This window comes from Paenibacillus sp. lzh-N1, from assembly GCF_002872435.1.
Classification (GTDB): Bacteria; Bacillota; Bacilli; order Paenibacillales; family Paenibacillaceae; genus Paenibacillus; species Paenibacillus polymyxa_C.
On sequence record NZ_CP025696.1, the window covers coordinates 697,133 to 723,782 of the forward strand.

Genomic DNA, 26,650 nt, shown 5'->3' on the forward strand with positions numbered 1-26,650 from the left:
CAGCTCGGCAGAAAGGCAGCGAGGCGAGCACGAAGTCAGTTTTGAGCAGGAATTTCCTTCAGGATCGTCTTGGTTCAGGCTATTTATTGAATGGTGTATTTGTAAAACTTTTTATCCACTTTCATAACTGGAAAGCCCATTGGCAATTCATCAGGAGCAATACTAACAAATCCATTCTTCTCATAAAATCGATGAGCTGCAACGAATTGCGGTGTTGTTCCAAGATAGATTCCTTCAACAGACCGTTTCTTGGCCCATTCTATGGCATGCTGTAGTAATTGATTCGAAACATTAAAGGCTTTGCCTCTATAGTTTTGTTTTACAAACATCTTTCTGAGTGCTGTCTTATGGCTTCCGATATCTAGCAAGGCAACCGTTCCTACTACGCTTCCTCCGCGAAGAGCCACCCAGAAGTTACCGTTGCCATGCTGATAAAAGTTTTCAATTTCAAGCAGATCAGGCTGATCTTCTTTAGTGATGGCGATATTATATTCGTTTTGTTGAATATGTAAAATTAAATCGACAACTTGCGATTGATACTCAGTTGCGTACTCCTTTAAAAGGATGCTATTTACCATCGCTGTATTCTCCTATTATCGTCAATTGTGATGTCGTAAGCTTCCCGCCAAAACACAGAGACAACCTTTTATGTATATCTCCTTGTTCGTGCTTGATTCGTACCTTGTATTAAATAACTCAACCTCCGCAGCTAAACTGAGCTTCCACCTGTATAGTCGATTGAAACCCATGTCTAAGTACGAACGTTGAGTTAATTATGATTTTCTCTATTTTTCTCTATATTACAATATCTATCCTACGCTTGAAGCTGTGCAAGAATTTGCGGATCCTTGATCTTCTGATCCTCAGCCAGCAATGCTATTTTGGATAGAATCTCGGCTGTTCTTGGATCCTCATCCAGAAATGGTAAGAAGATGCGCCCACGATGCTGCGAATGCACCGGAATAATGTGCAGTGCTCCCTTCGCTTGCTTGTAGACCCCACCGCTTCCGAGGTGGACCGCATACTCGCCAAGATTCCCATCTATACGTGCATAATTCCCATCTAAGCGTACATTGCTAATTTTCAGCAGACGAAGAGATTCCTGTACAATGACCTTACGCATTTCAACGGTCGTCAGACTAGCCTCTGGATCAACGCCGCCTACATGAGCAACACTGACAACCAAATCCACGTCCCGCATAACTTCAGAGAACAGAACAGGGGGGACCTCCTCCAAAGGCACGCTCTTATATGTTGTCCGATCAAAGAACTGCACGGTCTCCAGTGTAGGAGCCTCAGTGTCCGCTGGTGAGAACCAGTCGGCCATGGCATACAGGTTCGCAATCAGATTATCGGCATAGAACACCTTTTGGAGTCCGTCCTCATAGCTGACCGTCCATTGGCGACCTTTTAGTAGAGATACCGTTTTATTCGGCTGTACCTGGTGTCCCGCATACCGACGGGAAACTGTCGCGTTAGCACGTTCATCAGCATTCAGCAGATACAGCTCACGGAACACCTGTTTAAATGGCTGGCGTATCTGACGGTCGAATAGGTCCTTCTGGAATTCACTCCAACGACCACTTTCGTACAAATGAAGTGGATGTGCGATAATCAGCTTATCTTCTTCTCCAATAGTATGCTGTTCAGCAGAAGGAGCAGTCAACGCTAACGTATCCCCGTTAAAATATCCAAGGTGATCGCCAGCCTTGAAAACCAGTGTCCGCACCAGCGGAGCAAGCACAGGATTGCCTAGCAGTCCTCTCAATTCCTTTACCATAAAGGTCGTACCAGACTCCATAGAGCGCTCCAATTCTTTGCGAGCTCTGCGATATTGGTCTACCAGATCTCCTTTAAGCTCTTTCAACGACGTAACATACTCATCCTTCTTGAAACGAGCCGGAATGGATTTCAGCGTCTTCCCTTTGCTGACAATTTCAATATCTGCTGCTCCTTCATCATCAATAACGAGTTGTATCGTTGTAGCCTCATCCAAGGCCTGAGGCTCAAAATAAGAGCGGAGATCATCCAGCTTGCGAGCTTCCATGTCCCAGACGAGACGGGTTACGTCATCATAACCTGCGTTACGTGCCAAATTCCCGAGCGCAATCCGTGAAACCAGTGCCTCACTAGCCTTACGCTGTGCCCCGAATTTTTTGCTTTGTTCCAGAAACTTCTGGATAAAATCATAACGTTCGCGGACATCTGATTCAGGCGGCTCTGCAAGTGGAATCAGACTGTAGGTCAACAAATGGTCTTTATTTCGCTTGTCTTCCACTGATTTTTCCATTTTACTCCGTTTCAGCTTACCCAGCGTTGCATCCGCAAACAACTGGGAGCGACGATGATTGGCTCCAGCCGAAATATACTTGGCACAATCGTACAGCAGATCAAATCGTTCCTCGCCCAGCGTCTCATAGGCCTCATGAAACCAGTGAATATCGAAGGCACCGTCATTAAAATCCTGCGGAGCTATCGGTGAGTAATGAGCTACAATCGTTTCTTTCTCAGCCGAAAAGCCTTCATTGATATGCGCATGGAAGTACCATGCCGCACTGCGAAGTCCTTCCCATCCGAGATAACCTGCTACAATCTCAATCCATTGCGGGGCATACATTGCCGCCTCCAGCAGGCGTTTATCTGTAATTTTAGTGTGTTTCAGCTTTTCCTTGAGCAATGCAGCATCCTCGCCATCACTTGGATAACACGCCTTGAGTAAGTGGCTGAACGATTCCTTTTTGGTAATACGATCACCGTAGCCGTACACATAACCACGCACGAACGTTTCCTTGTCGAGACCCTCCAGAATACGGATAAAATAATCCATGCCTTCAATCCGGCTCAGACCCATCACCTTTGGTGTGGCCTCGGTAGGCAAGTCGCCTCGAACCAATTCAACCTCCAGCAGTCGATCAATAACCGTACGACGTATCTCCAAAAATTCTGGTTTGCTGGAAATCCATGTATTACGGGCATTGGTTAAGGTGCTCATATGGCTTCTGCTATCACTACTGGCCAACAGCTCCCGATACACTTCACCTACACCAATCAGCCCTTTTTCATAGGCTTTGAAGTAATCCTCCAGATCCAGCGGAGAATAAAATCGATTTTCCATTCCTGGCCATTCTGCGTAGTTCATAAAGGTATGGAAAAAGCGCTTAAAGGACTCACTATCATGAATTCGTCCCTTCTCCAATGCCACCCACGGACTGGACAATAGATGAAACATTCCCATATCCTCTGCAGGTCTATCCTTAGGCATACTCTGCATCAGTGAATTTAAGGCAAGGTCGATTACGTCAAATGTCTCGGCTCCGGCTGTGTCCATAAAATAGGCATTAATTAATGTGCTTACCTGATCGGTATAGGTCAGCTCTGCCATCCACTTTTGAACCTCGTTAATCCGCTCTAAAGGATACATTTGCTCGGCGAAGTCTTTACGCCATCCTTCCAACAGCTTGTGCTTGCTTTGTTCTGAATAGCCAAAGTTAAATGAGAAATATCGATAGTAACGATCCAAAGTTCGGTCCATAGGCTCCAATCGATCATAAAAAACAAGCTCCAGCAGATCACGCGCTTTTATGCCGCTTTCCTGCAAATAACAGTCCCATTCCTCGTAAAGAGGATATAAAGACAGCCTAGAATCTACTTCTTCATCGACCTGAATCATCCGTAGAGGGCGAAGGTTCGTCCCAATAAGCAATGTATCTTTGTAGCCTGAATAATACTCCGCAGTATATTCCACATCACGATGATGATGAACCAGTTCATCCAGTCCATTCAAGAACTGCTTGAGCTTCTCCAATGGGCTAACAAAAACATCGGCCATTCGGAAATCACCCAGATCAACTTTCTCTTCCAACCAAGCTTCCTTGACATTCGGATCGTACAGGCCAAACCCGTTTGTCCCTGTATAAGCATCCTCCTGTCCCAACTTGGACAGCAGTTGCTCCTCTTTGGCGGTGGGTTGCTGAATGATATCCGCCAAAGACCGCAGGCTTTCATACTGCTCGGCACGATCAGGATCTGCATATATCTTCGTCAAAATTTCCAGGCCACCCAATCGTTGCAGTTCCGCCTTAGCACGAAGCAAGCGTTCCAAAGAGCCAGCTAGCGGCTCTTCCGATTGTGAAAGCAACACACCGATGACACTTTGTCGCAACGAGCCTGTCTTGAGCTTTAATAAGGCTTCCATTTGCTGCATTTCTGGTTCCGACAGCGTCAGCTTACGCGCCTTAGCCACAGCGAACTCACGGATACTCATACTTTTGTCAGACAAGCTGGAAAAAATAAAGTCACGCTGTACCGCATCCTCAGGATTCTGCACAAAATGATTCAATATCTCGCCGCGCAGATTAGGGCTAATCTGATCCTTTAAGGCTATAATTTCCCCAATCCAGGAAGCGTCCATATCATAACCAGCGAGATACAGCATTTTTTGAATAGCTGCATCCGAGCGGTGATACAGATTTACATAATCCAGTACCTTGGAGGGCTCGGTAGACTCTCCCTTTTTCATATGTACAAACAGGTTATGAAGTCGTTCAAAATCCTTACGACGCTCCTCTTTGCTCTCCAACAAAGGAGTGCGCGCCACTTTAACGATTCGATCCGCAACCGTCCCGCCTTCTACCCATTCATAAAAATAATCAGTTGTATAGTTCGTGAGTATCCAATAGCGAAGCTCCGGATCCGTCTTATCCAGATATTCTCTAGCAATTCCGAGGCGCAGATCCTTGTTTTTAGTATTAGACAGTACATATTGTGCTACAATCTTCTGGTAAGCTGCTCCCTGCTCCATAAGTTGGCGAACCTGTCCATACAAGTCACGTTCCTCATGTACTGCTGTAGCCCACAAACTCATATACAGTTCGTTAGCATTTGAGCTGGTCAGCCATTCCTGGCGCAATTCACTGCGAGTCAATGCTTCATATGCCTGCTCGATCAATTGGCGAACGACCCGCTGATTCGCGGATTCCAAGCCCATGCCCGTCCAGACTGCAAGCGCCCGCACCACCGAACTGTAACGAATGAAGCCTTGGTCGATGATCACCTTTAACAGATAAATGAGAGCCTCTGGAGTTCCTTCATCCATTTGCTCCACAATGCTTTGGCGCAATCCCTCCTGAAGCTTGGCCGCTGCCAGCAGCTCGCCAATCATGTGATAATTCTCTTCTTGATGGCTCAGCAGCATGCCTTTAATCATATTGCGAGTAAGTAGCGCCGCCTGATTATCCCCATAAATAATAGCTTTTAGCGCCTCAAGCACCTGTGAATTGCCATTGTCTAGCTCGTAAGCAATCCAATCACCAATCGTCTCCTGAATTCGGTAATCCCTGCCTGGTTCATAGTCTTTTTTCGTTAAATAATCCACTATAGAGAATCCGATACAGTCCATTCGGATCAACTGCACCATTTTTTTATAAATTCGGGAAGTATGAGCGGTAATATCCGAAGTGCGAAACGGTCTGCGCTCATATCCGGTGCTGTATGGATATTCAGTCACATGTTCTGTTAGATGTGCGAACACATTGCCAGCTGTTTGTCCAATTAGAGCACGCAGTACCTCTGCCAGTGGCTTGAACAGCCGTTCTCCGCTTTCTGCCGCCCGTTCTTTCAATATTCGCTGACATTCGATAAATGACTCCTCGACCTCTTGTATGTAATGAAGCTTACCCAGTTCCACAACATACTGAGCCAACTCCTGTTGTTGTTCACCCAGTTGCGCTGCGCGCTCTTTCAGTGTGGCGAAATATTCTTGCTCATTGTTCTCCTGATGCATATTTCGTCTCCTCCTCTACCATAGGCCTCCAGCCAACATTGTGAAGCGTATAAATACAATCTCATCCCCTGCATGAAGTGACAAAGGAGCATCCAGTTCAATCGCTTCCTCATCACATACAAAAACTCTGTATAATCCATCTTCAAAGGCCTGCATCGCCGTGTTCACGGCATCCTCAATATCAGGAACACCGTCATTATATATGGAACCAAATCCTACTTTGCCTATCTCGCCTTGTGCCTGAATTTCCTCTCCCGTGAGGAACGGAATCAGCGCGACACTCTCCTGCTTTTCCCGTAGTTTCTGAACATTCAGGGCAACGGTTGCAGTAATCAAATCTCGCAATGTTTCTGGAGTAGGGTTCAGCTCTATTTCGTTTCGTGCGAGTGCGGGCTTGCGCTTTCCCAAACTTTTTACAGTTACAAACAGCTTCATATCGTTTCCCTTCCTTGTTTATTCACACTTTTTACCCGTTGTCAGCTGAATTTCTCGACCCTCATACAAACATCATTAATAAAATGAAAGACGAATGTTTGTTCGTATAATTATTTTAATATGTTCCTTATCATTACTCTATCGCCCTTAATGACCAAAATTCACAACGTTGTAACACCCCAAATCTTAAAAAATAAGACTTTGTACCCTGTTTTCGATGAAATTCATCCATATTAAGGATGAAAAAGAAAAAGACCTGCACAAGGGAGACCATCTGCTCTTTACAGACTTCACTCCATTATACAGGTCAAATATCATCAAAAATAATGTTTCAATACTTATTTATTTAAAATGCTGGAACAACGCTATCCTTGTAATTGTCCTCAAAAAATTTACGTACTTCCGGTCCGGTCATTCGTTTTGCCAGCTTTTGAATGGCATCAGAATCTGCATTATCCTTACGCGCTACCAAATTAATGGCAAAGTGCGTATCATCTTTTTCGGTAATCAGTGCGTCCTTCTTCGGTGTCAGACCGAGCGGCTTGGCATATGCGGGATACATGGCAGCCATGTCCACATCATCCAGCGACCGCGCCAGCATCAACAAATCCACTTCTCTAAACACAAACTTTTTCTTATTCTCAATAATATCAGCCTGTGTAGCATTATAGCCTACGCCTTCTTTAAGCTTGATCAAACCGTTTTGCTCCATCATTACCAAAGAACGTCCCGTATTGGCCGGATCATTGGCAATGGCAATCGTCGCACCTTCGGGCAGGTCTTTAACGTTCTTGTATTTTTTGGAGTACGCGCCATAAATGGCGTTATAGATTGGTTTTACTGCTACCAAATCAGATTTGTTGCTTTCATTATATTGTTGCATAAACGGTGCATGCTGAAAGAAGTTAGCATCCACTTCACGGCTTGCTAATGCGTTGTTCGGCTGGATATTGTCTGACAGCACGACGATTTCCAGATTGACTCCGTCCTGTTTAAGCAATGGCTTCACGATATCCAGCACATCTGTCATCGGTGGGATTAGCGTGGCTACTTTCAATGTTACTTCTTTTTGGGAAGCTGCTTCTTTAGTTGTTGTTTCTTGTGTAGCCTGCTTTTGACCACCGCATCCGGCAACCAGCAGCATAACGACTGCAAATAGTGTAAGTAATTTCAAGTTCGTTTTCATGTTGTTTTTCCGACTCATTCGATGATGAACCTCCAAATTAGTTGTGATTGGGAAGATGTTAATGAGTTACAGTATAGCCGCTCCGCTTTTGAGGCACTGTAAAGTCATTTCTCTTTCCCATAGTGAGTGGTGCAAGTGTAGCGAAAAGTTACAATTCTGCCCTATCGCTTGTCGATCCGTCGGGATATGGTGCTTCCGGTGAACTGGATCGTTTGTACGAAAATAATCATAACGACGATGGTGAACGCCATCAAGCCTGTTTCAAACCGCTGGTAACCGTAGCGAATGGCAAAATCGCCTACCCCGCCACCGCCCACAATGCCCATCACCGTGGAGTAGGAGATGAAGCTAATGGTGGACGTGGTCAAACCCAGTACTAGCCCGGAACGGGCTTCCACGTATAGAAATTTAAAAATAAGCTGGAGGGTGGATGCTCCCATAGAAGTAGCGGCTTCAATCACACCCTTGGGCACCTCAAGCAATGACTGCTCCACCAGCCTCGAATAATAGGCGATGGCCACCACTGACAAGGGAACCGTAGCAGCCATCGTGCCCAGCGCCGTCCCTACGACCAGACGTGTAAATGGAATCATAAACACGACGAGCAGCAAAAACGGGAATGAGCGGATGACATTGACCACACTGTTCAGAATGGTGAAGAGCAGTCGGTTTTCATATTTTTGCCCTTTGCCGCACAAATACAAAATCGTTCCTGCCGGAAGCCCTAACAGTACAGCTGCTGCGATGGAAATCCCCACCATGATAAACGTCTCTCCGATGGCTTTCCATATCTCAGACTGATATTGCGCAATGATGCTTAGCATCTCATTCATCAGCTTCACCTGCTTTCGCTGTTGAACCTACCGCAGCGTCAGCTACACGTTGCGTTGAAAGCAGCTGTCCATCCCGCATTTCTGATACATGGGTACAAATGTTGCGTACCACGTCCATATCATGCGTGACGATTACAATGGTAACTCCCAGTTCACGGTTGATCTCCCGTAACACGCCTAGAATATCCGCAGTCGTCTGCGGATCAAGGGCTGAGGTCGGCTCATCACAAAGCAGCACCGCAGGACGATTCGCCAGTGCTCTGGCAATCGCCACACGTTGCTTTTGGCCTCCGCTCAGTTGTGCCGGATACTGTTCTGCCTTATCCGCTAAACCGACGAATTGCAGGCATTCGCGCACGCGTTCCGCTCTCTCTTTTTTCGCGACACCTGCCAGTTCCAACGGCATTGCTACATTTCCACTTACCGTCCGATTGTGAACAAGATGATAATGTTGGAAAATCATCCCTATGGATCGTCGAGCTTCACGGAGACGTTTTTCCGGCATGCGAGTCAGATCTTCCCCGTTCACAACCACGTTTCCCTCATCCGGTCTTTCCAATACATTCATCAACCGGAGCAACGTAGATTTGCCGGCACCGCTGGCACCTATGATACCGTGAATCTCCCCCTCCTCCACTTGAAGGGACACGGATTGAACCGCATGAAATGGGCCGCTTGAGGTGGTATAATGCTTGTTTACCTGATGCAGCGTAATCATGAAACTTGGCCTCCTGATGATCCATTACTGCGGGAAAATGTAATAAGCCCGCCAGCCCAGGCGGGTCTGTACGAGCCGTCAATTCCCATTGCATTAATATACCACAGAGCAGAAATCGGGCAAAGCCTTTTGCAACAATTAACGTACATCCCATACCCCTACATAAGGAAAGCAGGTACCAAGTCCCCAAGCCAGCATCAGCAGCACCACAAAATAAAAAATAAATATAATATCTACAGCCGAATAGCCGATCGCATAATAATACGTGCGCTTGGTTTCATTAGCAAAACCCTTCGCTTCCATGGCAATAGCAATGCGCTGTGCACGCCGGATACTTTGAGCGAGTAGCGGAATTGCGTACCTGCGGAGCGTGGCGTACATATTCCATTTGGACACATGCTGGTGTAAACCTCGAATACGGTGGGCATGTCTCAAAGCCTGAAATTCCTCCAGCATCATCGGCATCAACCGCATAGCTGCCAAAAAGCTGTATGCATACTTGGGAGGGAGCTTCCATTGCTGCATCAGTGAATAAAAAAGGCTCACCGGACGAGTCGTTAAACCAAACAGCAACCCTGCCGCGGCCATACTCAGTGCACGAAAGCCCAGATGCATGCCTCGGAAAAAGCTTTCCTGCGTAATATGGATCAGGCCCCATGTCCACCAGGTCGTCACTCCTTTGCCAAACATCATCATGCCTGTTGAGGTTGAAATAAACACCAATATAAAGGGAGATCCGTACAGGAGCAGCCGCTTCCATGGATGGCCTGACCAGACAAGCAACAGCAGCATAGCACATGCAACATTAAACATAACGTTCGGATCATGGATGACTATAACGATCACAAACAGCAGGGAAAACATCACGAGCTTTAGGCCCGGGTTTACACGATGCAGCCATGTTTCATGATGAGGAAAGGACAGGCTCATACTGTAGTTCCCCTTTCTGAATACGCCATACATCGGTACAATATCGACGGACAATTTCCGGGTCATGCGTAACCATCACAATGGCCGTGCCTGCCGCTCTCAGCTGCTCCAACATATCCAGCATGACAAAGGTATTACGCGCATCCTGCCCAAAAGTCGGTTCGTCCAGCAGCAGCACTTCCGGCTCACGGATCATAGCGGTAGCAATACTCAACCGCCTTTTTTGGCCCAACGAAAGCTGATACGGATGGCGTTCATCCAGCCGTTCCAGTCCGAACTGTATAAGCATTCGATCCACTCTTTCCCTACGCTGTTCAGCTGTAAACAGGCTCTTGGGTAACGAATATTCCAGTTCCCTTCGTACGGTGTTCGCTACAAATTGCAGCTCGGGATTTTGAAACGCGAACCCAATGCGTTCTGCCAGTTGCTCCGTATTGCCTGCCTCAGCTCCGCACACGCAATAACGACCCTGCGTGTGAAGTAAGCGCATCATAGAGAGCAGAAGCGAGCTTTTGCCAGCCCCGTTTTCACCGACCACGCCAATCCAGTCGCCAGGCTTCACCTGCGCTTGCTCCACATAAATGACTGTGCTCAAACCCCGGAGTCCGCTAAAATGTTCTAGCTCCAGCAAATCCGTTGTAGGTGCTGAGGTGGACGGACTATCCGCATGCCCTCCATCTTTCTGCTGCGTCACAGACTCTCTCCAACGCGGCGAAGACGATTCATCCCATATCCCCGGATACCACACGCCATACTCGGATAATGCCTGCCGATGCACATGAAATACGTCTTCCGCCCTTCCGTCCGCAATCATTTCTCCTTGATCAGAAAGCACCACAATCCGATCCACATCCTGGACAATTTCATTGATTTTATGCTCTACGATCACCAGCGTCTGGTCTGCCGAAATGTTGCGAATGGTATCCCACACCTGTGTCGTGCCCTCCTCGTCCAACAAAGCTGTCGGCTCATCCAGAAAAAGCACTTCCGGCTCCATAGCCAGCACAGAGGCAATCGCCAGCCGCTGTTTCATTCCCTCTGACATGCTGGCAATGGGCAATTGTATATCATCCGTCGATAGACCAACCTGCATTAGCAGCTCGCGAATACGGGATGGCATCTGCTCCCTTGGAACCTGTTTATTTTCCAACACAAAAGCCAGTTCCTCGTCTGCATACGACATACAAAACTGCGTGTCAGGATCTTGAAATACAATACCAGAGAGACTCGGGATCACGGCAGCATCGTATTTCATAGGCACTTCTATCGTGCGTGGAATCAGTCCGCTCAGCACCTGAAGCAGCGTTGATTTGCCGCATCCGCTTGGCCCCAGCAGCAGTAGCTTTTCCCCTTTGCGGACAGATAAGGACATATTGTGGAAAAGCAACTCTTGCTCACCGGGAAATTTCAAACGAAGACGGGTGATCGAAGCCACCACATCTTCGTTGGCCGCGCTCATCAATCCAGCCCCTTATAATCTTGTTCCGTTGCCGGTCTCAAACTTCGCGTAACTCCGGTTACCTCCAGCGCCTTAGCCAGATAGAAAGCGAATACCCCAGCAATCACAATACTGCCAATCATCCGAAATCCAATATACAAAACATAGTTCCAGGTCGATAGCTGATCAATATACCCATAGCTGAAGTCTAAAATCAAAGAAGTGACAGCCGCCCCTGCCGCAGCTAATGAAGCGACCCACAGGTTTGCGTTCCGATACAGAAAAGCCGCAAAGAACAGCTCCGCTCCCAAGCCTTGCAGCAGACCATAGTACAAGGTGGACATGCCCCATTCGCTTCCCAAAAAAGCACTGACTGTGGCCGCGGCCACTTCTGCCAAAATCGCAACTCCCGGCTTGCGAATGATAAGATAAGCGAACGTGCCAGCCATAAACCACATCCCATACATCAGTTGCTCAGCGTGTAGACCGAATGGTTTCATTAAATCATAGGCAGGTCCCCATATTTTGTAGACTAGCCCGAACACCACGGAGATTACAATCGTGACCAAAATATCAGTCAGCTTCAGCCCTTTCGACGCTCTTACATTCGTGTTCATTGTTGATACGCTCCCCTTTTTCGTTAAAATAGGCCTTCTGGCCATAAAAAAAAGCCTGTCCGGAGCTGAATCTCCAGGCAAGCTTTATGCGCAGTCATAAAATGATCACCATACATTATCAGTTGTCGACATATCTCATATAGCACAGTAGTCTACTGCACTGAAACCGAGCCAAAGTCAGGTACAAAACAAGACACGTTTGTCCGTCTGCAACTTTTTACAGACCCGCAGCTCGTTAACTTGATATATGATATGAAACGAATCCATCGACTAGTCGCCACCAATAGGCGGTAATCCTGTTTCTTGTATAGTGTTCTAGGTTTCTCTACGCTGGCATTACCCAGATCAGATTTCACGGTCGGCGGCAAGGGCCACCCTCTCAGCCTGACTATCTCAAGCTCCCGACAATGCTTTTTAATTCACTATAATATATACCACATCTATGGCTTTGACAATCCTATAATCCGAAGAAACGTTTGCCTGTTTCCGTCGTCGCGATTTCGATCTCCATCATGCTGCGGCCTGTGCACTCAGCAATCGTAGCGGCGATGTGAGCGAGATACATCGGCTCATTACGCCCTTCTTTGGGCTTCACAGGCAGATTACGCGGGGTCAGAAACGGAGCATCCGTTTCAATCATCAACCGGTCGAGCGGAATATCCCTCACCAACTCACGCAGATGCTTGCCGCGCCGCTCATCACAGATCCAGCCTGTGATACCGATATACAGTCCCATTTCCACATACGTATGCAATTCCTGAGCAGTGCCGGTAAAACAATGCACCACCGCTTTATCGACAAGCCCTTGATGCTCTCGCAACATAGCGACAAAATCCTCATGCGCATCTCGTTCATGCAGAAATAACGGCATATGTAGCTCACCCGCCAGTTGAATCTGCTCTCCAAACCATCGGCGCTGTACATCACGCGGAGAAAAATCACGGTTATAGTCCAACCCGCATTCTCCTATGGATACGACCTGCGGCTGAACCGCGAGTTGGCGGAGCTGTTGAATCGTATCTGTGCTGCAATTTTTGGCATCATGGGGATGCACGCCAGCTGTAGCATACAGCTGACCAGGATAACGCGCTGCATACTGAGCGGCCTCTCGACTACTGCGAACACTGGTTCCAGTAATAATCAACGGTGTAATCCCTACAGCCGCTGCTCTCTCGACCACCTGTTCCCGATCTGCATGAAACGAACGGTGCATCAAGTTCACACCAATATCAATCAACGGTGTAATCCTATCCATCTCAATCCCTCCTTCGCAAACTACAATCTCGGATCAATCGGCTCCGATTCCAGAGATAGCGCGGCCAGGACGCATTCATGAATACGCTCCACCGTATCCTTGCGGACAAAACGTTCCACGCCCTCCATGCCAAGCGCTCCTTCCATCAAGGCATGACGCTCCTTTTTGTTCGTTCGACGCTGCTTCAGACGTTTTAAATTCTCAGGGACAAGATAATCCATACCGTAAATGATGTGCAAGTACTTCCGGCCTCTCACCTTGATTGCAGGCTGAATCATCTTGTCCCGATTTTTCATCAAAAAGCGTTCCGGCTTGATCACAATGCCCTCATGACCATCCTCTGTCATCTCATTCCACCAGCGAATGACCTCTTCCTCGCTTGTTTCATCCGTGATGACACGATACTCTGTCTCCATAAATATAGAGGACAGTCCTGCCAGCTCCCGGTTGTGCTCCATATGCCAAATATGAGATTGGTCAAAAAACGTCTGTCCGCTGTGGGCCAGTGTATGAAACGGTGCAATACGAATTTCATCCAGACCGTCCACATCCCAGCAATATTTTTGAAAAGCCTCTTGGAACGTTACGGCATTGCCATATTTCTGTTCCATTTCCTCCAGCCAGTCTCCAACCTCTCGGCCTGCAACCTTCGCCTGCTTCAGCTTGTCTACCAGCTTACTGCGATCCAGCAGAGCTGCTTCACCCACATGCGCATACTGTGCAGCAATCAGTTCCCGAGCCTTGAGATTCCACGGTACAATTTCTGCATCCAGCAACACAAAATCCGTCTGGTTCTGTTCAAAATATCTGGCATCCACTAGATCCGCATTCAGTTTCTCCAGCACCTGCTTCCCAAAGCCTGACTCAAAGAAGGGTCGTCCGCTTCGGGTGTAGATCGTGCCCAATGTCGGGTAGCCTACATATTCAACAGCAGCCTGTTCGTTTTTGAATAATAGCAAAATCGCCCGACTACCCATATGCTTTTTCTCCGCTACCATCGTTTGTACGCCTTGACTGCTATAATAAGCTAGCGCTTCACGCGGATGCTCCAGATAACCTTCCTCTTCGGAAACCTTGGGGGCAGGACTCATCGTGGGCGGAATGTACACCAGTTCCTCCATCGGTACCGTCACATGTGACACGGTATCTATAGCGGTTTTGACCGATTCTCCTTGAACGCGCACTTCGCCATACGATTCCGTCAGCACACTGTAACCAGCGATGAGCTTACGTAAATTCGGCGGGGAAAACCGTTTTCTCTGCCACCGGACAAGTGGGCTATCGGGATCATTCGCATAATTCTCATGAGCCGGAACGCTGACAAATTCCTTTTCCGGATAACGATAAGCGGTCAGCATACCACCAAATACCACACCCTGATCAATATTCACCGTCTGATTGACAAGGGTAGGCTGCGGTCTCGGATCATGTCCCCATACTACTATTTCTCCCGATTCATGGTCTACGAACCAATCTTTGCGGATTGGTTTTCCGTCTGCATCCTGACCTTCCGTATCTCCATAACGACAGTAATCAGAAATACGCGCCGACTGTTTGCCAATAAAATGATCCTTGATCCCCGCATGAGTCACAACTACGTGCCGCAACCCGTTTCTGCCGAAAATAAGATGAGAGGGTGCATGTAGTAGAAAATCCCTCAGCTCGCCTCTAAGCTGTTCCGCTGCTACCTTGCCCGCTTTTTGTTCATATTGAACCATTTCCTCTGCGAATCGTTCATCTCCATGATTGAGAGTTACCTTTCTTCCATCAAGGTAACGACCGATTTTCCAGCCATGATTGCTGTCAATCATGTAGGCGAGTCCAGCGTCCACGTGCTTTTTCCAGAACTGCACCGCTAATAACGATTCTGGGCCACGGCTCATCACATCTCCGACAGACACCAGTCTTCTGCCTTCTGGATGATGGTATAGTCCTTCCGTATCTTCCATATATCCGAGCCGCTCTATCACTTCCAGCATCTCACGGTAGCACCCGTGAATGTCACCAATGATATCAATGCCTGCCCCCATATCATGAAACAGCGGCTGAGCACGACGGGCAAAGTTAACCTTTTCTACATCCTTGAGGACATAGCAAGCGTCAAAGCCTTCTTCCCGGATACCACGCAGGTTCCGCTTTAACAGCTGCGCCTGCTGCCTGACCCGTTGGCGGCCACGCGGATGCGCCCTGCCTGAATCACGTTCCAGTAGCACAGATTCGGGTACATCCAGCACCAAAGCCATCACAGGTACATGTGCCTTGGTTGCTAGCTGTACATATTTCTGGCGGTCCTCAGCATACAGATGGGTAGCATCCACAACTGTCAGCTTATTCAGACGACAGCGCATAGCCAGAATGGTATCCATCGCCTCAAACGCCTTGGCTGACATCTGCTGATACTCATAAAACAGCATGTCCGATTCCAGCCTTGGAAGTCCGCGCCAGTCAATAAATTCCGTATCTCCGACCAGCTTGCGAAAATGATCCGAGGATACCACTTCCGTTTCCAGTAGAACCCCTTCGCTCACCAGCCTGTCCAGTAAAGTGGTTTTACCACTATTCGAGGCCCCTACCAATACAACCAGTCCAGCATGCGGTAAATCAATCGTTCGTTCGGATGAAATGCTCATGAATTCTTCGGCTCCTTTCTGCGCGTAAATACAGCCATTTGGGTCGGTTGTCCAAAGCCTTCGACCTCTTCTCCGATCCCTTCCAGCGCTAATGAATAAGGAGCTTCCTCAATCCATTGCTCGCATCGTTCACGAAACTCACTTCTGCTCCATTCAAATCGGTGATCGCCATGCCGCAGCTCTTGCTGATCCATACGATACACTTCATTATATTCGCGATTGGGAGTCGTCACGATCAGCATACCTGGCTGATATTCTGTCACAATCGTATTCATCACCCGGTTCAGACGATGCTCATCCACGTGCTCAATGACTTCACACAGGATCATCACATCTTTCCCTCGCAATTGTTCATCATAATAAAAGAGAGAGCCCATCATAGGTGTAGGGCGAATGGCGTCGGCATGCCTTTCCAGCTTGGCAAAACGCTCCACAGCCCTCACCTGTGCATAAGCAGACGGCTCCACAGCCCAAATCTCTTCAATGCCCTTCATTCGGGCCAAGCGAGCCGAAAGCTTCCCTTCCCCTGAACCAAAATCTACGATTTTCTGTCTTCGGGGCAGCTTGCGAATCACATCCATAATGGCTTGATACCGCAGCTCATTGAGCCGTACAGTAGGCTGTTGCGTCCCTTCCTCCAGTGACTGTTCTTGCTGCTGATCCTGTTCGTGATTATGCTTTTGTTCTTGGATCGCATGTTTTTTAGTCCGTGTAGCAGCAGAATCAGATTGCTCAAATTGCTCAATCAGGTTGGTAAAATGAAGTGTACGTCGAATGATGAGCTCGCGTAGCGGATGCGCTGACAACCAGCCTTCACCGTAACGTCTCAGCTTGTCAAACTCTTCTTCGCTAATATAGTAGTGCTTATAATTATCCAACACTGGAATCAACAGCAATAACTGACGCAGCGCATATTGCACCGTCTGATGACCACTTAGCGTGACATATCTGACGGTGCTTCGATTTTTCAGCTGAAAAGAATAATCCGCTTCCCCTCGTTCTATGGTCACTTGATAGCCCAGCGGCGCAAATAGTCCCTCCACCACAGCATCTGGCAAATCCGACGCAACAGGTCCAAACGATAACTCCAATGCAAAAGGATGCGTCACCCATGCTATATAGTCTTCCTTGGGTTTGCCGTTCAGGGCCGTACCAAGCGTGCCGCGAATATAGGTACAGAACAAGCTACTGGTTACAAACTCCCGGTCATTAATATACTGTGTAATATCATAGCTATCTGGACTGTTTTTGACCAAATCTATCGAATCTGGCGAAGCCTGAATGACGATTTCTGCCTCTTCCTCGGTAAACACGGTGTACACCATGCGTACACGCGCACCCTTTTCCGTGCGATCATACGTATTATAGGGATTTTTGGCAAGCAAATGCGAAATCATCCCGGCATTATTTCCGGTTGCTTTTAGCGTGATATGCATACTCTACTTCTCCCTCCCAACTTATGTTTTCCATACTTCATTCACCGCAGCGCGGAACATATCATCCAACTGCTGATCCCGTCCGCCCTCCATATGCTGAAGCAAAGGCGCCTTCTGTTCAAAGTAAACAATTTGCTGCTCGATAAAATCATTCACCACCGAAAGCTGTGACTCCACACCCAGCTCCTCGCCCGCTTTTTTACGTTCCAGCAAATGTTCGATCACCTGATAAAGTTCGGTATCAGCCGGAATGAATTCCTCCAGCAAGTCTACGAATTCCATCGGAGGCATGCTGTTGTATCGTTCAATCCAGCCACAGGCCAGCAGCGGGCGCAGCACGTAAAAATACTTTTTAATCTTCACCTGTTCACCTTGCAAATAATCCCGATAATTTCCCCGCGCCATATTCAGATAATGGTACATACAGGACTTCGGAGAGAAGGTTAACGGCGAGATCGCACGAATCTGATCAGCCACTGAATACTGCTCCAGATAGGGAATCGGAGATTGCAGCCATTCCAGCAAAGGCGGATTGGATTTGCGAAACAAATTGAGCGCCTTTTTCAAATCCCAGCCGTTTATACCCAGCAAATCGCTGATTGGCCGTTCAATCACATCCCGCTTATCAAAAATAGATAAATACCATTCTATGGGTCTTACATAGATAAATCGTACATCATAGTCACTGTCCTGTGAAGGAAACCCCCATGCCCGACTGCCTGATTCACAGGCGTATACAATGCGCACCTGCTCCTCCTGCTCCAACGCCCGCAGCTCACGCAAAATCGTTTCGCGCATTCCCGGTTGAATGAAACCCTGCCCATGCTTCACATCTGTCATGTTGTTCCCTCCCTTATCATTAAAGTAATTCCCGAATCTGTTCTCTAATCGACTCCTCCGTTTCAGCTACCGATAAGCGGCGAAGACGCTCTGTCGTTTCCTCACCCCACATCTCAGAAGGCCATTCCTTGAGTACATGAAGCGCTGCATGACGATTGGAGGTCACCGGACTCCAGAGTCCGGCAGCAACTAGCTCTTGCCCCATTCCTTCGTAAGAAGACAATAGCTGAAGCAAAATACCCAGACACTGATGCGCTTCATACTCCGGTCCAAAGCCTGGCACATCAGCAGGACCAGAAGAAATCTCTTCCAGAGGCAAGCGCTTTTCTGCAAAAGCCACCAGCTTACGAGCCCGTTGTTCATCCTCTGTCCTGATGAGTTCAAAGTACAGATTAGGCTTGACTGGGTATTGGCTTAATTGATCAAATAGCACGGGCCATACATCTAGTGCTAGCATTCGAGCTACACGAATGGCGTAGTGGAGATGCGGTGAATTTGCATGCTGTAGCTCCTGTTCTACCGGCTTTACCCACTGTGGATCGTCCATCATCTGCTGGCATATCGACGCGTAACGTTTACGCAATTCCGGCGTCCATTCATGCTCATAACGTGCCTCCCATGAATCGTCTTCTTCACCCAGAAAATCCGCAATATCCATGATGATCGTAAAATGCTTCACAGTCGTACACATGGCCTTAGCATGGCGAAGGTAGTTGCCTATGACCATAGCGGCATGCTCATAATCATCTATACTTTCCGCAGGTCCGCCTGCTGCCAGCAAAGCTGATAGAATATCACCCGCCCCGTCAAACAACTCCTGATCAATGTGCGGTACAGCGATGGCTGTATGCAGTTCGCCTTTATGAGCGCACTCATAAGCAAGATACTCATACATGACATTGTTGCGGAATCCTTCCCGTAATAACCAATCACGTATTTCCTGCCGTGTCGGCTCCAGCCGTTCTACTACGTGAATACGTCCCCAGCCATGTACCTGTGATGCTAACCTATACAACTGCTCGTTGGCCTGCTCCGAAATATTACGGATAGCTACAGCCGCATATAGCGTGAATTCATCATGCTTGGCTAGTGTTAAAATAAGCTCGTGGTGCTGATCCGTCTCCAGCAATCCAAGCAATGCAATGCCAAACTTCACCACATTACGATGTGCTCCGTGTTCAGCCAGCCAACGTGCTTCCTCATACAATCGATCCGGCTGAATTGCTGGATGCTCCCGCACCGCATCTAGCAGCGGATCAATCAGGCTGAGTGCATTTTCCTCCATCAAGCGTACATACGTCTCACGTCTCGTCTTCATCCCTGGCTTGCGGCATTGTCTGGACAACAACTGCGCCAGATCCTTAATTTTGTCAGTCTCTCCATCTCCGCCAGCGCCGTGATGCCCAAACGCTCCATCCAGCCCTCCTGCCACCCAACGCATCTTGTGACCTGCCCAGTATTCTTCATCATCTGGCAAATGATCATCCGTAAGCCTACCCTGAGGGTCCAGTCCCTGCTTAATCGTTTCATAAATCGAAAGCTTACCTACCCATGGATATAACACTTCATTTTTGAATCGTCCAAACATGTTGCATCACCCTTCTGTTATGTATTGCTTCTTACTTATCGTGCTACCTTATATCCCTATAATCCTTTATTTTGGAAGTCATGAACATGGTGAAAGTATTACAAAGATGAATAAATTACCTTTTTCCTGCATCCCTTCCCTGTTAGAATAAAGGGATACTTATTTTCGGAGAACGGCTACAGAAACGGGGAATGCATCATGGCGAGAGAGAGTTTTGATAAAGAAATTCAATTCCTGCGTATGCTCACACTAACAAGCGGCGCTTATAATCGGCAGCAATTTGCAGACAGACTTGGCATTTCGGTACATACCTTTGATAAAACGATCCGCCGCCTCAAGGAAATCGTCCAATCCGTACAACAGCAGCTGCCTGCGGAACAGGGACATGATTTTAATGAGATGCTGCGCTTTAATTATTACGAATCCGCTGATCCATTGCTGTTATTCCTGTTTCGGGCCAAATCGCTCAAGGAATCGGAAAGTGTCCGCTTATCCCTTCTGCTGACAGCGCTACAGTCACAGTCTATGACTACCATGGAACTGTTGGATGCTTGCTGCAATGGCCTGCCTTCCGACAGTTCACTGCCAGATGAGAAAACAATTCGTTCTGATCTGAAATATCTGGTCGAAGTCGGCGTGATTCGTAAGGAGCCTGGCGGCAGGCCCTATCGCTATGCTGTCCGCAATGATCTGGTGACAGAACTGACGGACGAGGAATTACTGGACTTATATGATTTTGTGGACATTATGGCCAACACCCAGCTCCCCTCTGTGCAGGGATATCTGTTACGAGATCATCTTAAAAAAGCCATGCGCCGTCAGCTCGGAGATCGTGAGATGGCAGAGCCTTTTTTATATAAATACCATTATTATTCACGCATTCTGGACGAAGCCCATATTCATCCGCTTCTGCATGCCATTCGGCAACGTCGCTGTGTAAGCTTTTTATATTTTTCGGCGTCCAAACGAAGCATGTACGGGTCACAGAACACAAACCCACGGTTTGAAAAAGAGACCGAAGGCCGTGAACATACCATTCTGCCCCTGCAAGTCATCTATGATCATCAATACGGACGTTGGTATGTGCTTGGTCATGTAGGCGGCAAAGGAATCATGAAGTTTCGTATGGAGGGCATGACTCAATTGGTGGAGGGCAAGCCTGTCCCAGAGCAGCTTTATGCCGACCTGTTAGCCGTGTTGGAAGAAAAAATGCGGTACAGCTGGCTTGTTGATACGGCTCGTCCCGTGAAGGTACGGGTACGTTTTTTTAATCCTGAGGGTGCAAAGCGCAACTTTATCCGGGAACGTGTACTGTCACAGGGACAATGGGGTGCAATTACGGAGGAAGAAAGTGAATCCTTTATCTATGAAATCACAGTGAATGGAATCACTGAGATTAAACCGTGGATTCGCAGCTTCGGATCAAGCTGTGAGGTATTGGAACCCCAGCGGCTGCGTAAGGAATTCAGACAGGAATGGAAGGAGCTGCAAGCCTATTATGAGCCTGTTCGAGAAAATATTTAACTATCAGATCGTCTCACGACTGGATGAATCGGGCGCTTTTGCTACCACATCGCAGGAAAGAGTCTGGCTTAAATCCATGCTTGCAGACTCGGCAGCGACAGAGGCTTTTACCCCCTCTACACTTGATAAGCTTCGGCAATTACTTGCAGACGACGAGCCTCTGGAGGCTGATGGCAGCCTGCGCGAAAAAGCAGGGGTTCCTGCTGCTTCGGTTTATCATCCACTCCTGCGTGAATTGCGTTCCATTCTGCGATCCCGTTCAGGCATCTGTATGACCTACAAACTGCGCAACGGACGCCTGCATGAGCGAATGTCCGGATTCCCATACAAGCTGGAGTTTTCCATGGTCAAAAAAGAATGGAGTCTGCTGTGGTATAATCGTCGCCACCGCGCATTTATGTCCACTAAACTGTCCAACATCGTAACCGTTACGGAGGATGAGATCCTACCTGAAGAAGCCGAGATGTTTACCCAACGAATACTCGGTATACTGGAGTCACGCAAAGAACAGGGCATCATCGAAATTATTCCTGTATATAACGGTGAAATGTCTCGTATTTTATATGCTTTTTCCTGTTTTGAAAAGGAGGTCGAATATGATCAGGAAGCAGATACCTATCGTATTACGCTCACTTTCCAGGCAGACGAATGTGAATATGTGTTATCCAAAATCCGCTTCCTCGGCAAACGTGTCAAGGTCGTTCAAGGCTCTCGATTAATTTCGCGAATGAAGGAAACAACAGCCAAGGCCCTCGCACGATACGAAGAGGAATAGCTGCTGAAGACATATAGGATATATCCACGTAAAGGCCCTCCCTCCGTCTGTTAATGAGACGAGGGGAAGGGCTTTTAAACGAGTTATGGCAAGGCTTGTCCGCGCGCGCTGACATACAATTGATACCATTCCTCACGGGTCATCAGCTCGCTCTGGCGTTCTGCATCCTGACATGCTTTGATTCGTTCAGGATTGGCGCTGCCAATGACAGGCTGAATCCGTGCCGGATGCTTCATCAGCCAGCCCAGGACGATCGCTTCACGTGTCGTCCCCTTTTCAGAAGCCAGCTTCTGCACTAGTTCTGCCGTCTTACGGATGTGCTCAGGCTCTCCTTCCAGAGAACCTCCGCTAAAACGTCCCTGCGCCAGCGGTCCCCAAGCCTGGAGCTGAATATCCTCAGTTTGGCAATATTCCAGCAATCCTTCGCCAAAATGTACATTCGTCCCTGCCTGCTGGTTCACGTGTACGGTCTGATCTATAAAATGCAGATGTGCCAGGCTCATCTCCAGCTGATTAACAATCAGCGGCTCCGTTAGGCTACGCTCCAGAAAACAAATTTGGCTTACATTCATATTGGAAACGCCAAAATGCCGGACTTTGCCGGATGTCCTAAGCTCGCTGAACGCCTTCGCTACTTCTTCCGGCTCTACCAGCGGATCGGGACGGTGCAGCAGCAGGATGTCTAAATACTCAGTACCCAGACGCTTCAAGATACCATCTACGGACTCCATAATATGATCATATGAGAAATCAAAACGGCCTGGGAGCGTGCCATCCGGCAAAAAAATGCCGCATTTGGACTGAATTACGATTTGTTCACGCAATCCGGGCTGCCCCTTTAAAATCCGACCGAAAATTTCTTCCGCTTTTCCCATACGATAGATATCCGCATGATCAAACATCGTAATCCCGATGGATTGTGCAGCTTCTACAGCTCTCTCCGCTTCAACGACATGCTCCTGTGTATACGGTGCATGGCTCCATTCTCCACCAAAAGGCATGCAGCCAAGTACCAGCCGACTATCGGAGATCCCTCGTTTCTGTAAAGGCATAATTTTCATGCTGCTCCTCCTTGAACCCTCAAAGTATTCCTTGCTTCATCTACATTCGAATAGTGCGTGAAACCGCTATCACACACCTATTTTACCACTTACTTACGGTCGTGTATCCCTTTGACCCCATTCTGCGTCTTTTTATCCGAATATCCCCATGCTCAGATAACGTTCTCCGGTATCCGGGGCAATACAGAGTACCCGTTTGCCTGCTCCCAAACGCCGGGCTTCCTGAAGGGCCGTCCATATTGTAGCCCCACTGGAGGGCCCGACGAGAATCCCTTCCTGAGCAGCAATCGCCCGTGTCATCGCAATCGCATCCTCATCGGAAACCTGTATGATTTCATCATATACTTCCGTATTCAGCACGGTGGGAACAAAGCCCGGACTCGTTCCCACCAGCTTATGCGGACCGGGTTTTCCCCCAGACAGTACGGGCGAACCTTTGGGCTCGACCACAACAATCCGCAGATCCGGCAAATGCTGGCGCAGCACTTCACCTGTACCCGTAATGGTACCACCCGTTCCCGAAGAAGCGACGAACACATCCAACCGCCCCTCCGTCTGCTCCAAAATTTCAAGTGCCGTGGTTGTACGATGGATATCGGGATTTGCTTCATTTTCAAACTGATGCGGGATAAAACTCCCTTCAATTTCTGCCCCCAGTTCGAGAGCTTTACGAATCGCTCCTGGCATCCGTTCTTCCGCTGGTGTCAGTACGACCTCAGCCCCATAGGCTTTTAAAATATTGATCCGTTCCTTCGTCATATTCGAAGGCATTACCAAAATCGCACGGTAACCTCGAGCTGCCGCATTCATCGCAAGACCAATCCCCGTGTTGCCACTGGTTGGCTCAATAATGGTGCCCCCCGGCTTGAGATGTCCCGCCTTTTCCGCCTCGGCAATCAGATTGCCCGCCGCCCGATCTTTAACACTGCCGCTTGGATTAAAATACTCCAGCTTCACATACACTTCCGCATCCTGCGGTCCTGTGAGCCGTTGCAGCCGCACACAAGGCGTATCTCCGATTAAGTCCGTAATACTATGTACCACTTTAAGTGTCATTGTTATATCCTCCCCGGATCATTCCTTCAACGTCATTTCCTATCTTCATATCATACTACCAAAATAACATAATTGGCTCCTTCCAACCTATCACTTTTGTAAATTACACAAACCTTATCAACTTAGTATGTAAAATTCTTGCAAAATGGGTCGCCAGATGTCGCCTGGAATGATATACTCGCATTACTATTTTTTCAGGAGGATACAAGAAACTTATGAGTACTCAAGAAAATATGACAGCTAATCGCTTCCCCCCCTCCTTGCTATGGTTAACCCTTGGTGCCTTCGCCATCGGCATGACCGAATTCGTCATTATGGGACTTCTACCCAATGTAGCCCATGATCTTCATGTTACGATTCCACAAGCCGGACAATTAATCACCAGTTACGCGCTTGGTGTGGCCATTGGCGCACCTGTGCTTACTGTATTAACCCATAAGGTTCCGCAAAAAAAGCTGTTGTGTCTGCTGATGTCTATATTCATTTTAGGCAATCTTTTTTCCGTCATTGCTCCTAACTACGAACTGCTGATTGCGGCCCGTATGGCTACTGCGCTATCGCACGGAACCTTCTTGGGAGCAGGTTCCCTGATCGCTGCCCGGCTAGTTCGTGCTGATAAGCGGGCAGGAGCCATCTCTATGGTGCTGACCGGATTGACCGTGGCGAATATTATTGGCGTGCCCTTTGGCACCTTTATCGGGCAGCAGCTCGGCTGGCGCGCTTCCTTTGGAGCCATTGTTGTGATCGGCTTGATTTCTCTCTTCGGTATTATTCGTTACATTCCGGTGATTCAGCAGGACAAGCCTTCCAGTCTCAAGCAAGAAGTCAAAAGCCTGTTTAATCCAAAGGTGCTGCTGATGCTGCTCACAGGTGCAGTTGGCTGTGGTAGCCTGTTCACTGTCTTTACGTACATTACGCCTCTGCTTACGGACATTAGCGGCTTTGCCGAACACAGCATTACCTGGATTCTTGTCCTGTTCGGCCTAGGCGTCACAATTGGGAACATCGTTGGCGGCAAGCTCGCAGATTGGAAGCTGCTTCCCTCCTTGATTGCAAACTATGCTGTACTGGCCATTATTCTGGCCATTCTGACGTTTACACTTCAAAGCCAGGTACTGGCCGTTATCACTGTATTCATCTGGGGGATTGCTGCATTCGGCATCATGCCGGGTATTCAGGTTCGCATCATGAATCTGGCCTATGAGGCTCCTTTGCTAGCCTCTACCTCCAGCCATTCCGCATTGAATCTGGGTAACGCAGGTGGTGCTTTTATCGGGGGAGTCGTGATTAACCAAATGGGGCTGTCCGCCATTCCATGGGTTGCATCACTCATTACTGTCGGCGGTCTGCTGCTGATGCTGGTCAGCTACATGATGGATCGCAAGACGGCTCATACTGAAGCGATAGCAGAGATACAGTCATAAGAAAAGGGACTTTCGTTCATTAGAGCGAAAGTCCCTTTTTTAAGGTCTAAATCCACGCAACCTGTCTCGGCGTTCAGCTTAACCAACCATCGAAAAAATCCCTATATCCCTGCTTCATCACCTGACTTGAAAACTGTTCCATGGCGTATGCCTGGTTTTCTGTCGAAACCCGGCGAGGTGAAGCCGCAGCCATATTGACCAGTTCGAACCAGTTCTTCTCATTCCCCGAAAATGAATGTGTAGAGCTGATGTGCCCATAGCAAGGATGCTCCGGCTTGACGACGATTTTCCCCATGGCTAGCGCTTCGGTCAGCGGCATCGCGAACGTGTCGAATTTGGAGCAGCTCCAATACACCTTCGCCGTATTCATCAGTGCAAACACCTCGTCTTGCGTTAATGCAAATTGAAGTTTTACATTGTCCGGGATGTCGTACTTCTTCATGCTTTCCTTGTAGCGTTCACCACCAAATACCATATAGACATCCTTATCAGGATTATGCCGTGCATACTCCAGTACCAGATCCGGACGCCGATTCTCTTCATCTCTACCAATCCACATCACCCGGTTCTCTACCACTTGTGAGGGATCAAAATGCTTTTCCACCAACCGCTCATTAAATCCGATCGGGATGACTGTCACATCGGTTACGCCAAACTTCGAGGCCATCTCCTGCTTGAGAAAGGCAGTCTGTACGATAGCCTTGTCCACGATCTGATAAAAAGGCTTCATCATCTCATAGCCTGTCAGTGCCGGGTCTGGAAAACTATGTGGAAAAAGCACGCTGTTTTTAAAAAACATATTCAAATAGGTAAAGCCAGATACCGTATAAATAACGTGCTCAATCTGCTGCTCGTGCAGTTGATCCAGTACGATGTCATAATTGACCAGGTCACCCTTTTCGTGCTCATAGCCCGGAAGCCAGTCATGACTGCTTACATGGCGCTCCGGTGATACAAATACGATATCCACCCCCAGTTCCAATCCGATCTGCTTCAGACGTTCTGCAAAAATACGAGGACCCTGCGCTTCAGCAAATTGTATTTTTCTCATGACCAAACCGACTTTTTTCATGGATTTATTTCCCTACCTTCTTTGGCTAACTATATAGAATCTAGGCCTTA

General features: G+C 48.0%; 20 protein-coding genes. 3 read left to right on the top strand and 17 right to left on the bottom strand.

Going from position 1 to position 26,650, the window contains the following annotated elements; genetic code table 11:
• Positions 1–83: 83 nt before the first annotated feature.
• The 14 genes from C0638_RS03130 to C0638_RS03195 form a co-directional block, all read right to left on the bottom strand.
• Positions 84–578: a GNAT family N-acetyltransferase gene (locus C0638_RS03130; RefSeq protein WP_102163344.1), complete on the bottom strand. Its 495-nt coding sequence runs from the start codon at positions 576–578 to the stop codon at positions 84–86.
• Between the two features lie 236 nt (positions 579–814).
• A complete protein-coding gene (locus C0638_RS03135; protein WP_102163345.1) occupies positions 815–5,782 on the bottom strand; it encodes a DUF4132 domain-containing protein in 4,968 nt (1,655 codons plus the stop codon).
• A 15-nt stretch (positions 5,783–5,797) separates the two neighbouring features.
• The gene (locus C0638_RS03140; protein WP_102163346.1) at positions 5,798–6,217 is read right to left on the bottom strand and encodes a hypothetical protein; all 420 of its coding nucleotides are present in this window, start codon (positions 6,215–6,217) and stop codon (positions 5,798–5,800) included.
• A 346-nt stretch (positions 6,218–6,563) separates the two neighbouring features.
• On the bottom strand, positions 6,564–7,421 hold the full coding sequence (locus C0638_RS03145) for a MetQ/NlpA family ABC transporter substrate-binding protein (RefSeq protein WP_064962525.1): 858 nt from the start codon (positions 7,419–7,421) through the stop codon (positions 6,564–6,566).
• A 143-nt stretch (positions 7,422–7,564) separates the two neighbouring features.
• Positions 7,565–8,236 carry a methionine ABC transporter permease gene (locus tag C0638_RS03150; protein ID WP_013369584.1) on the bottom strand — a complete coding sequence of 224 codons (672 nt, stop codon included), beginning with the start codon at positions 8,234–8,236 and terminating at the stop codon, positions 7,565–7,567.
• A complete protein-coding gene (locus C0638_RS03155; protein ID WP_058828989.1) occupies positions 8,229–8,954 on the bottom strand; it encodes a methionine ABC transporter ATP-binding protein in 726 nt (241 codons plus the stop codon). The genes C0638_RS03150 and C0638_RS03155 overlap by 8 nt, the downstream gene beginning before the upstream one ends.
• A gap of 138 nt (positions 8,955–9,092) precedes the next feature.
• The gene (locus C0638_RS03160; protein WP_013369582.1) at positions 9,093–9,884 is read right to left on the bottom strand and encodes an energy-coupling factor transporter transmembrane component T family protein; all 792 of its coding nucleotides are present in this window, start codon (positions 9,882–9,884) and stop codon (positions 9,093–9,095) included.
• On the bottom strand, positions 9,859–11,343 hold the full coding sequence (locus C0638_RS03165) for an ABC transporter ATP-binding protein (RefSeq protein ID WP_102163347.1): 1,485 nt from the start codon (positions 11,341–11,343) through the stop codon (positions 9,859–9,861). Before C0638_RS03165 ends, C0638_RS03160 begins: the two co-directional genes overlap by 26 nt.
• Positions 11,343–11,939: an ECF transporter S component gene (locus C0638_RS03170; protein WP_102163348.1), complete on the bottom strand. Its 597-nt coding sequence runs from the start codon at positions 11,937–11,939 to the stop codon at positions 11,343–11,345. Before C0638_RS03170 ends, C0638_RS03165 begins: the two co-directional genes overlap by 1 nt.
• 457 nt (positions 11,940–12,396) lie before the next feature.
• Positions 12,397–13,194 (bottom strand): TatD family hydrolase, encoded by a 798-nt coding sequence (locus tag C0638_RS03175; protein ID WP_102163349.1) that lies wholly within the window; start codon positions 13,192–13,194, stop codon positions 12,397–12,399.
• Positions 13,195–13,214: 20 nt separating this feature from the next.
• Entirely contained in the window at positions 13,215–15,824 is a 2,610-nt protein-coding gene (locus C0638_RS03180; protein ID WP_102163350.1) for a polynucleotide kinase-phosphatase, read from the bottom strand.
• Complete coding sequence (locus tag C0638_RS03185; RefSeq protein ID WP_058710807.1) at positions 15,821–17,260, bottom strand: 3' terminal RNA ribose 2'-O-methyltransferase Hen1; 1,440 nt, start codon at positions 17,258–17,260, stop codon at positions 15,821–15,823. The genes C0638_RS03180 and C0638_RS03185 overlap by 4 nt, the downstream gene beginning before the upstream one ends.
• A gap of 21 nt (positions 17,261–17,281) precedes the next feature.
• Entirely contained in the window at positions 17,282–18,100 is an 819-nt protein-coding gene (locus tag C0638_RS03190) for a nucleotidyltransferase domain-containing protein (protein WP_102163351.1), read from the bottom strand.
• A gap of 19 nt (positions 18,101–18,119) precedes the next feature.
• The gene (locus C0638_RS03195; RefSeq protein WP_058710809.1) at positions 18,120–19,688 is read right to left on the bottom strand and encodes a hypothetical protein; all 1,569 of its coding nucleotides are present in this window, start codon (positions 19,686–19,688) and stop codon (positions 18,120–18,122) included.
• A gap of 198 nt (positions 19,689–19,886) precedes the next feature.
• On the opposite strand from C0638_RS03195, the gene C0638_RS03200 reads away from it, so the two are divergent.
• Together C0638_RS03200 and C0638_RS03205 are read left to right on the top strand one after the other, a co-directional pair.
• A complete protein-coding gene (locus tag C0638_RS03200; RefSeq protein ID WP_058710810.1) occupies positions 19,887–21,212 on the top strand; it encodes a helix-turn-helix transcriptional regulator in 1,326 nt (441 codons plus the stop codon).
• Positions 21,187–21,987 carry a WYL domain-containing protein gene (locus tag C0638_RS03205; RefSeq protein ID WP_058710811.1) on the top strand — a complete coding sequence of 267 codons (801 nt, stop codon included), beginning with the start codon at positions 21,187–21,189 and terminating at the stop codon, positions 21,985–21,987. The genes C0638_RS03200 and C0638_RS03205 overlap by 26 nt, the downstream gene beginning before the upstream one ends.
• Before the next feature lie 83 nt (positions 21,988–22,070).
• On the opposite strand, the gene C0638_RS03210 is transcribed toward C0638_RS03205, so the two are convergent.
• Together C0638_RS03210 and cysK are read right to left on the bottom strand one after the other, a co-directional pair.
• Positions 22,071–23,048, bottom strand: a complete 978-nt coding sequence (locus C0638_RS03210; protein WP_013369572.1) for an aldo/keto reductase — start codon at positions 23,046–23,048, stop codon at positions 22,071–22,073.
• A gap of 132 nt (positions 23,049–23,180) precedes the next feature.
• Entirely contained in the window at positions 23,181–24,104 is a 924-nt protein-coding gene (gene cysK / locus C0638_RS03215; protein WP_058828983.1) for a cysteine synthase A, read from the bottom strand.
• A gap of 215 nt (positions 24,105–24,319) precedes the next feature.
• Between cysK and C0638_RS03220 the strand changes: the two genes are divergently transcribed.
• Positions 24,320–25,528 carry an MFS transporter gene (locus C0638_RS03220; RefSeq protein WP_058710814.1) on the top strand — a complete coding sequence of 403 codons (1,209 nt, stop codon included), beginning with the start codon at positions 24,320–24,322 and terminating at the stop codon, positions 25,526–25,528.
• Positions 25,529–25,601: 73 nt separating this feature from the next.
• Here C0638_RS03220 and C0638_RS03225 read toward each other — a convergent pair whose 3' ends face one another.
• Positions 25,602–26,600, bottom strand: a complete 999-nt coding sequence (locus C0638_RS03225; RefSeq protein WP_058710815.1) for a glycosyltransferase — start codon at positions 26,598–26,600, stop codon at positions 25,602–25,604.
• Positions 26,601–26,650 lie beyond the last annotated feature (50 nt).

Bases quoted from the DNA above. Each gene is read 5' to 3' on its own strand.
- C0638_RS03165 (WP_102163347.1), bottom strand. From the start codon at position 11,343: ATGAGCGCGGCCAACGAAGATGTGGTGGCTTCGATCACCCGTCTTCGT.
- C0638_RS03150 (WP_013369584.1), bottom strand. From the start codon at position 8,236: ATGAATGAGATGCTAAGCATCATTGCGCAATATCAGTCTGAGATATGG.
- C0638_RS03210 (WP_013369572.1), bottom strand. From the start codon at position 23,048: ATGAAAATTATGCCTTTACAGAAACGAGGGATCTCCGATAGTCGGCTG.
- C0638_RS03200 (WP_058710810.1), top strand. From the start codon at position 19,887: ATGGCGAGAGAGAGTTTTGATAAAGAAATTCAATTCCTGCGTATGCTC.
- C0638_RS03135 (WP_102163345.1), bottom strand. From the start codon at position 5,782: ATGCATCAGGAGAACAATGAGCAAGAATATTTCGCCACACTGAAAGAG.
- cysK (WP_058828983.1), bottom strand. From the start codon at position 24,104: ATGACACTTAAAGTGGTACATAGTATTACGGACTTAATCGGAGATACG.
- C0638_RS03205 (WP_058710811.1), top strand. From the start codon at position 21,187: ATGAGCCTGTTCGAGAAAATATTTAACTATCAGATCGTCTCACGACTG.
- C0638_RS03225 (WP_058710815.1), bottom strand. From the start codon at position 26,600: ATGAAAAAAGTCGGTTTGGTCATGAGAAAAATACAATTTGCTGAAGCG.
- C0638_RS03220 (WP_058710814.1), top strand. From the start codon at position 24,320: ATGAGTACTCAAGAAAATATGACAGCTAATCGCTTCCCCCCCTCCTTG.
- C0638_RS03195 (WP_058710809.1), bottom strand. From the start codon at position 19,688: ATGTTTGGACGATTCAAAAATGAAGTGTTATATCCATGGGTAGGTAAG.
- C0638_RS03180 (WP_102163350.1), bottom strand. From the start codon at position 15,824: ATGAGCATTTCATCCGAACGAACGATTGATTTACCGCATGCTGGACTG.
- C0638_RS03185 (WP_058710807.1), bottom strand. From the start codon at position 17,260: ATGCATATCACGCTAAAAGCAACCGGAAATAATGCCGGGATGATTTCG.
- C0638_RS03130 (WP_102163344.1), bottom strand. From the start codon at position 578: ATGGTAAATAGCATCCTTTTAAAGGAGTACGCAACTGAGTATCAATCG.
- C0638_RS03145 (WP_064962525.1), bottom strand. From the start codon at position 7,421: ATGAGTCGGAAAAACAACATGAAAACGAACTTGAAATTACTTACACTA.
- C0638_RS03190 (WP_102163351.1), bottom strand. From the start codon at position 18,100: ATGACAGATGTGAAGCATGGGCAGGGTTTCATTCAACCGGGAATGCGC.
- C0638_RS03175 (WP_102163349.1), bottom strand. From the start codon at position 13,194: ATGGATAGGATTACACCGTTGATTGATATTGGTGTGAACTTGATGCAC.
- C0638_RS03160 (WP_013369582.1), bottom strand. From the start codon at position 9,884: ATGAGCCTGTCCTTTCCTCATCATGAAACATGGCTGCATCGTGTAAAC.
- C0638_RS03155 (WP_058828989.1), bottom strand. From the start codon at position 8,954: ATGATTACGCTGCATCAGGTAAACAAGCATTATACCACCTCAAGCGGC.
- C0638_RS03140 (WP_102163346.1), bottom strand. From the start codon at position 6,217: ATGAAGCTGTTTGTAACTGTAAAAAGTTTGGGAAAGCGCAAGCCCGCA.
- C0638_RS03170 (WP_102163348.1), bottom strand. From the start codon at position 11,939: ATGAACACGAATGTAAGAGCGTCGAAAGGGCTGAAGCTGACTGATATT.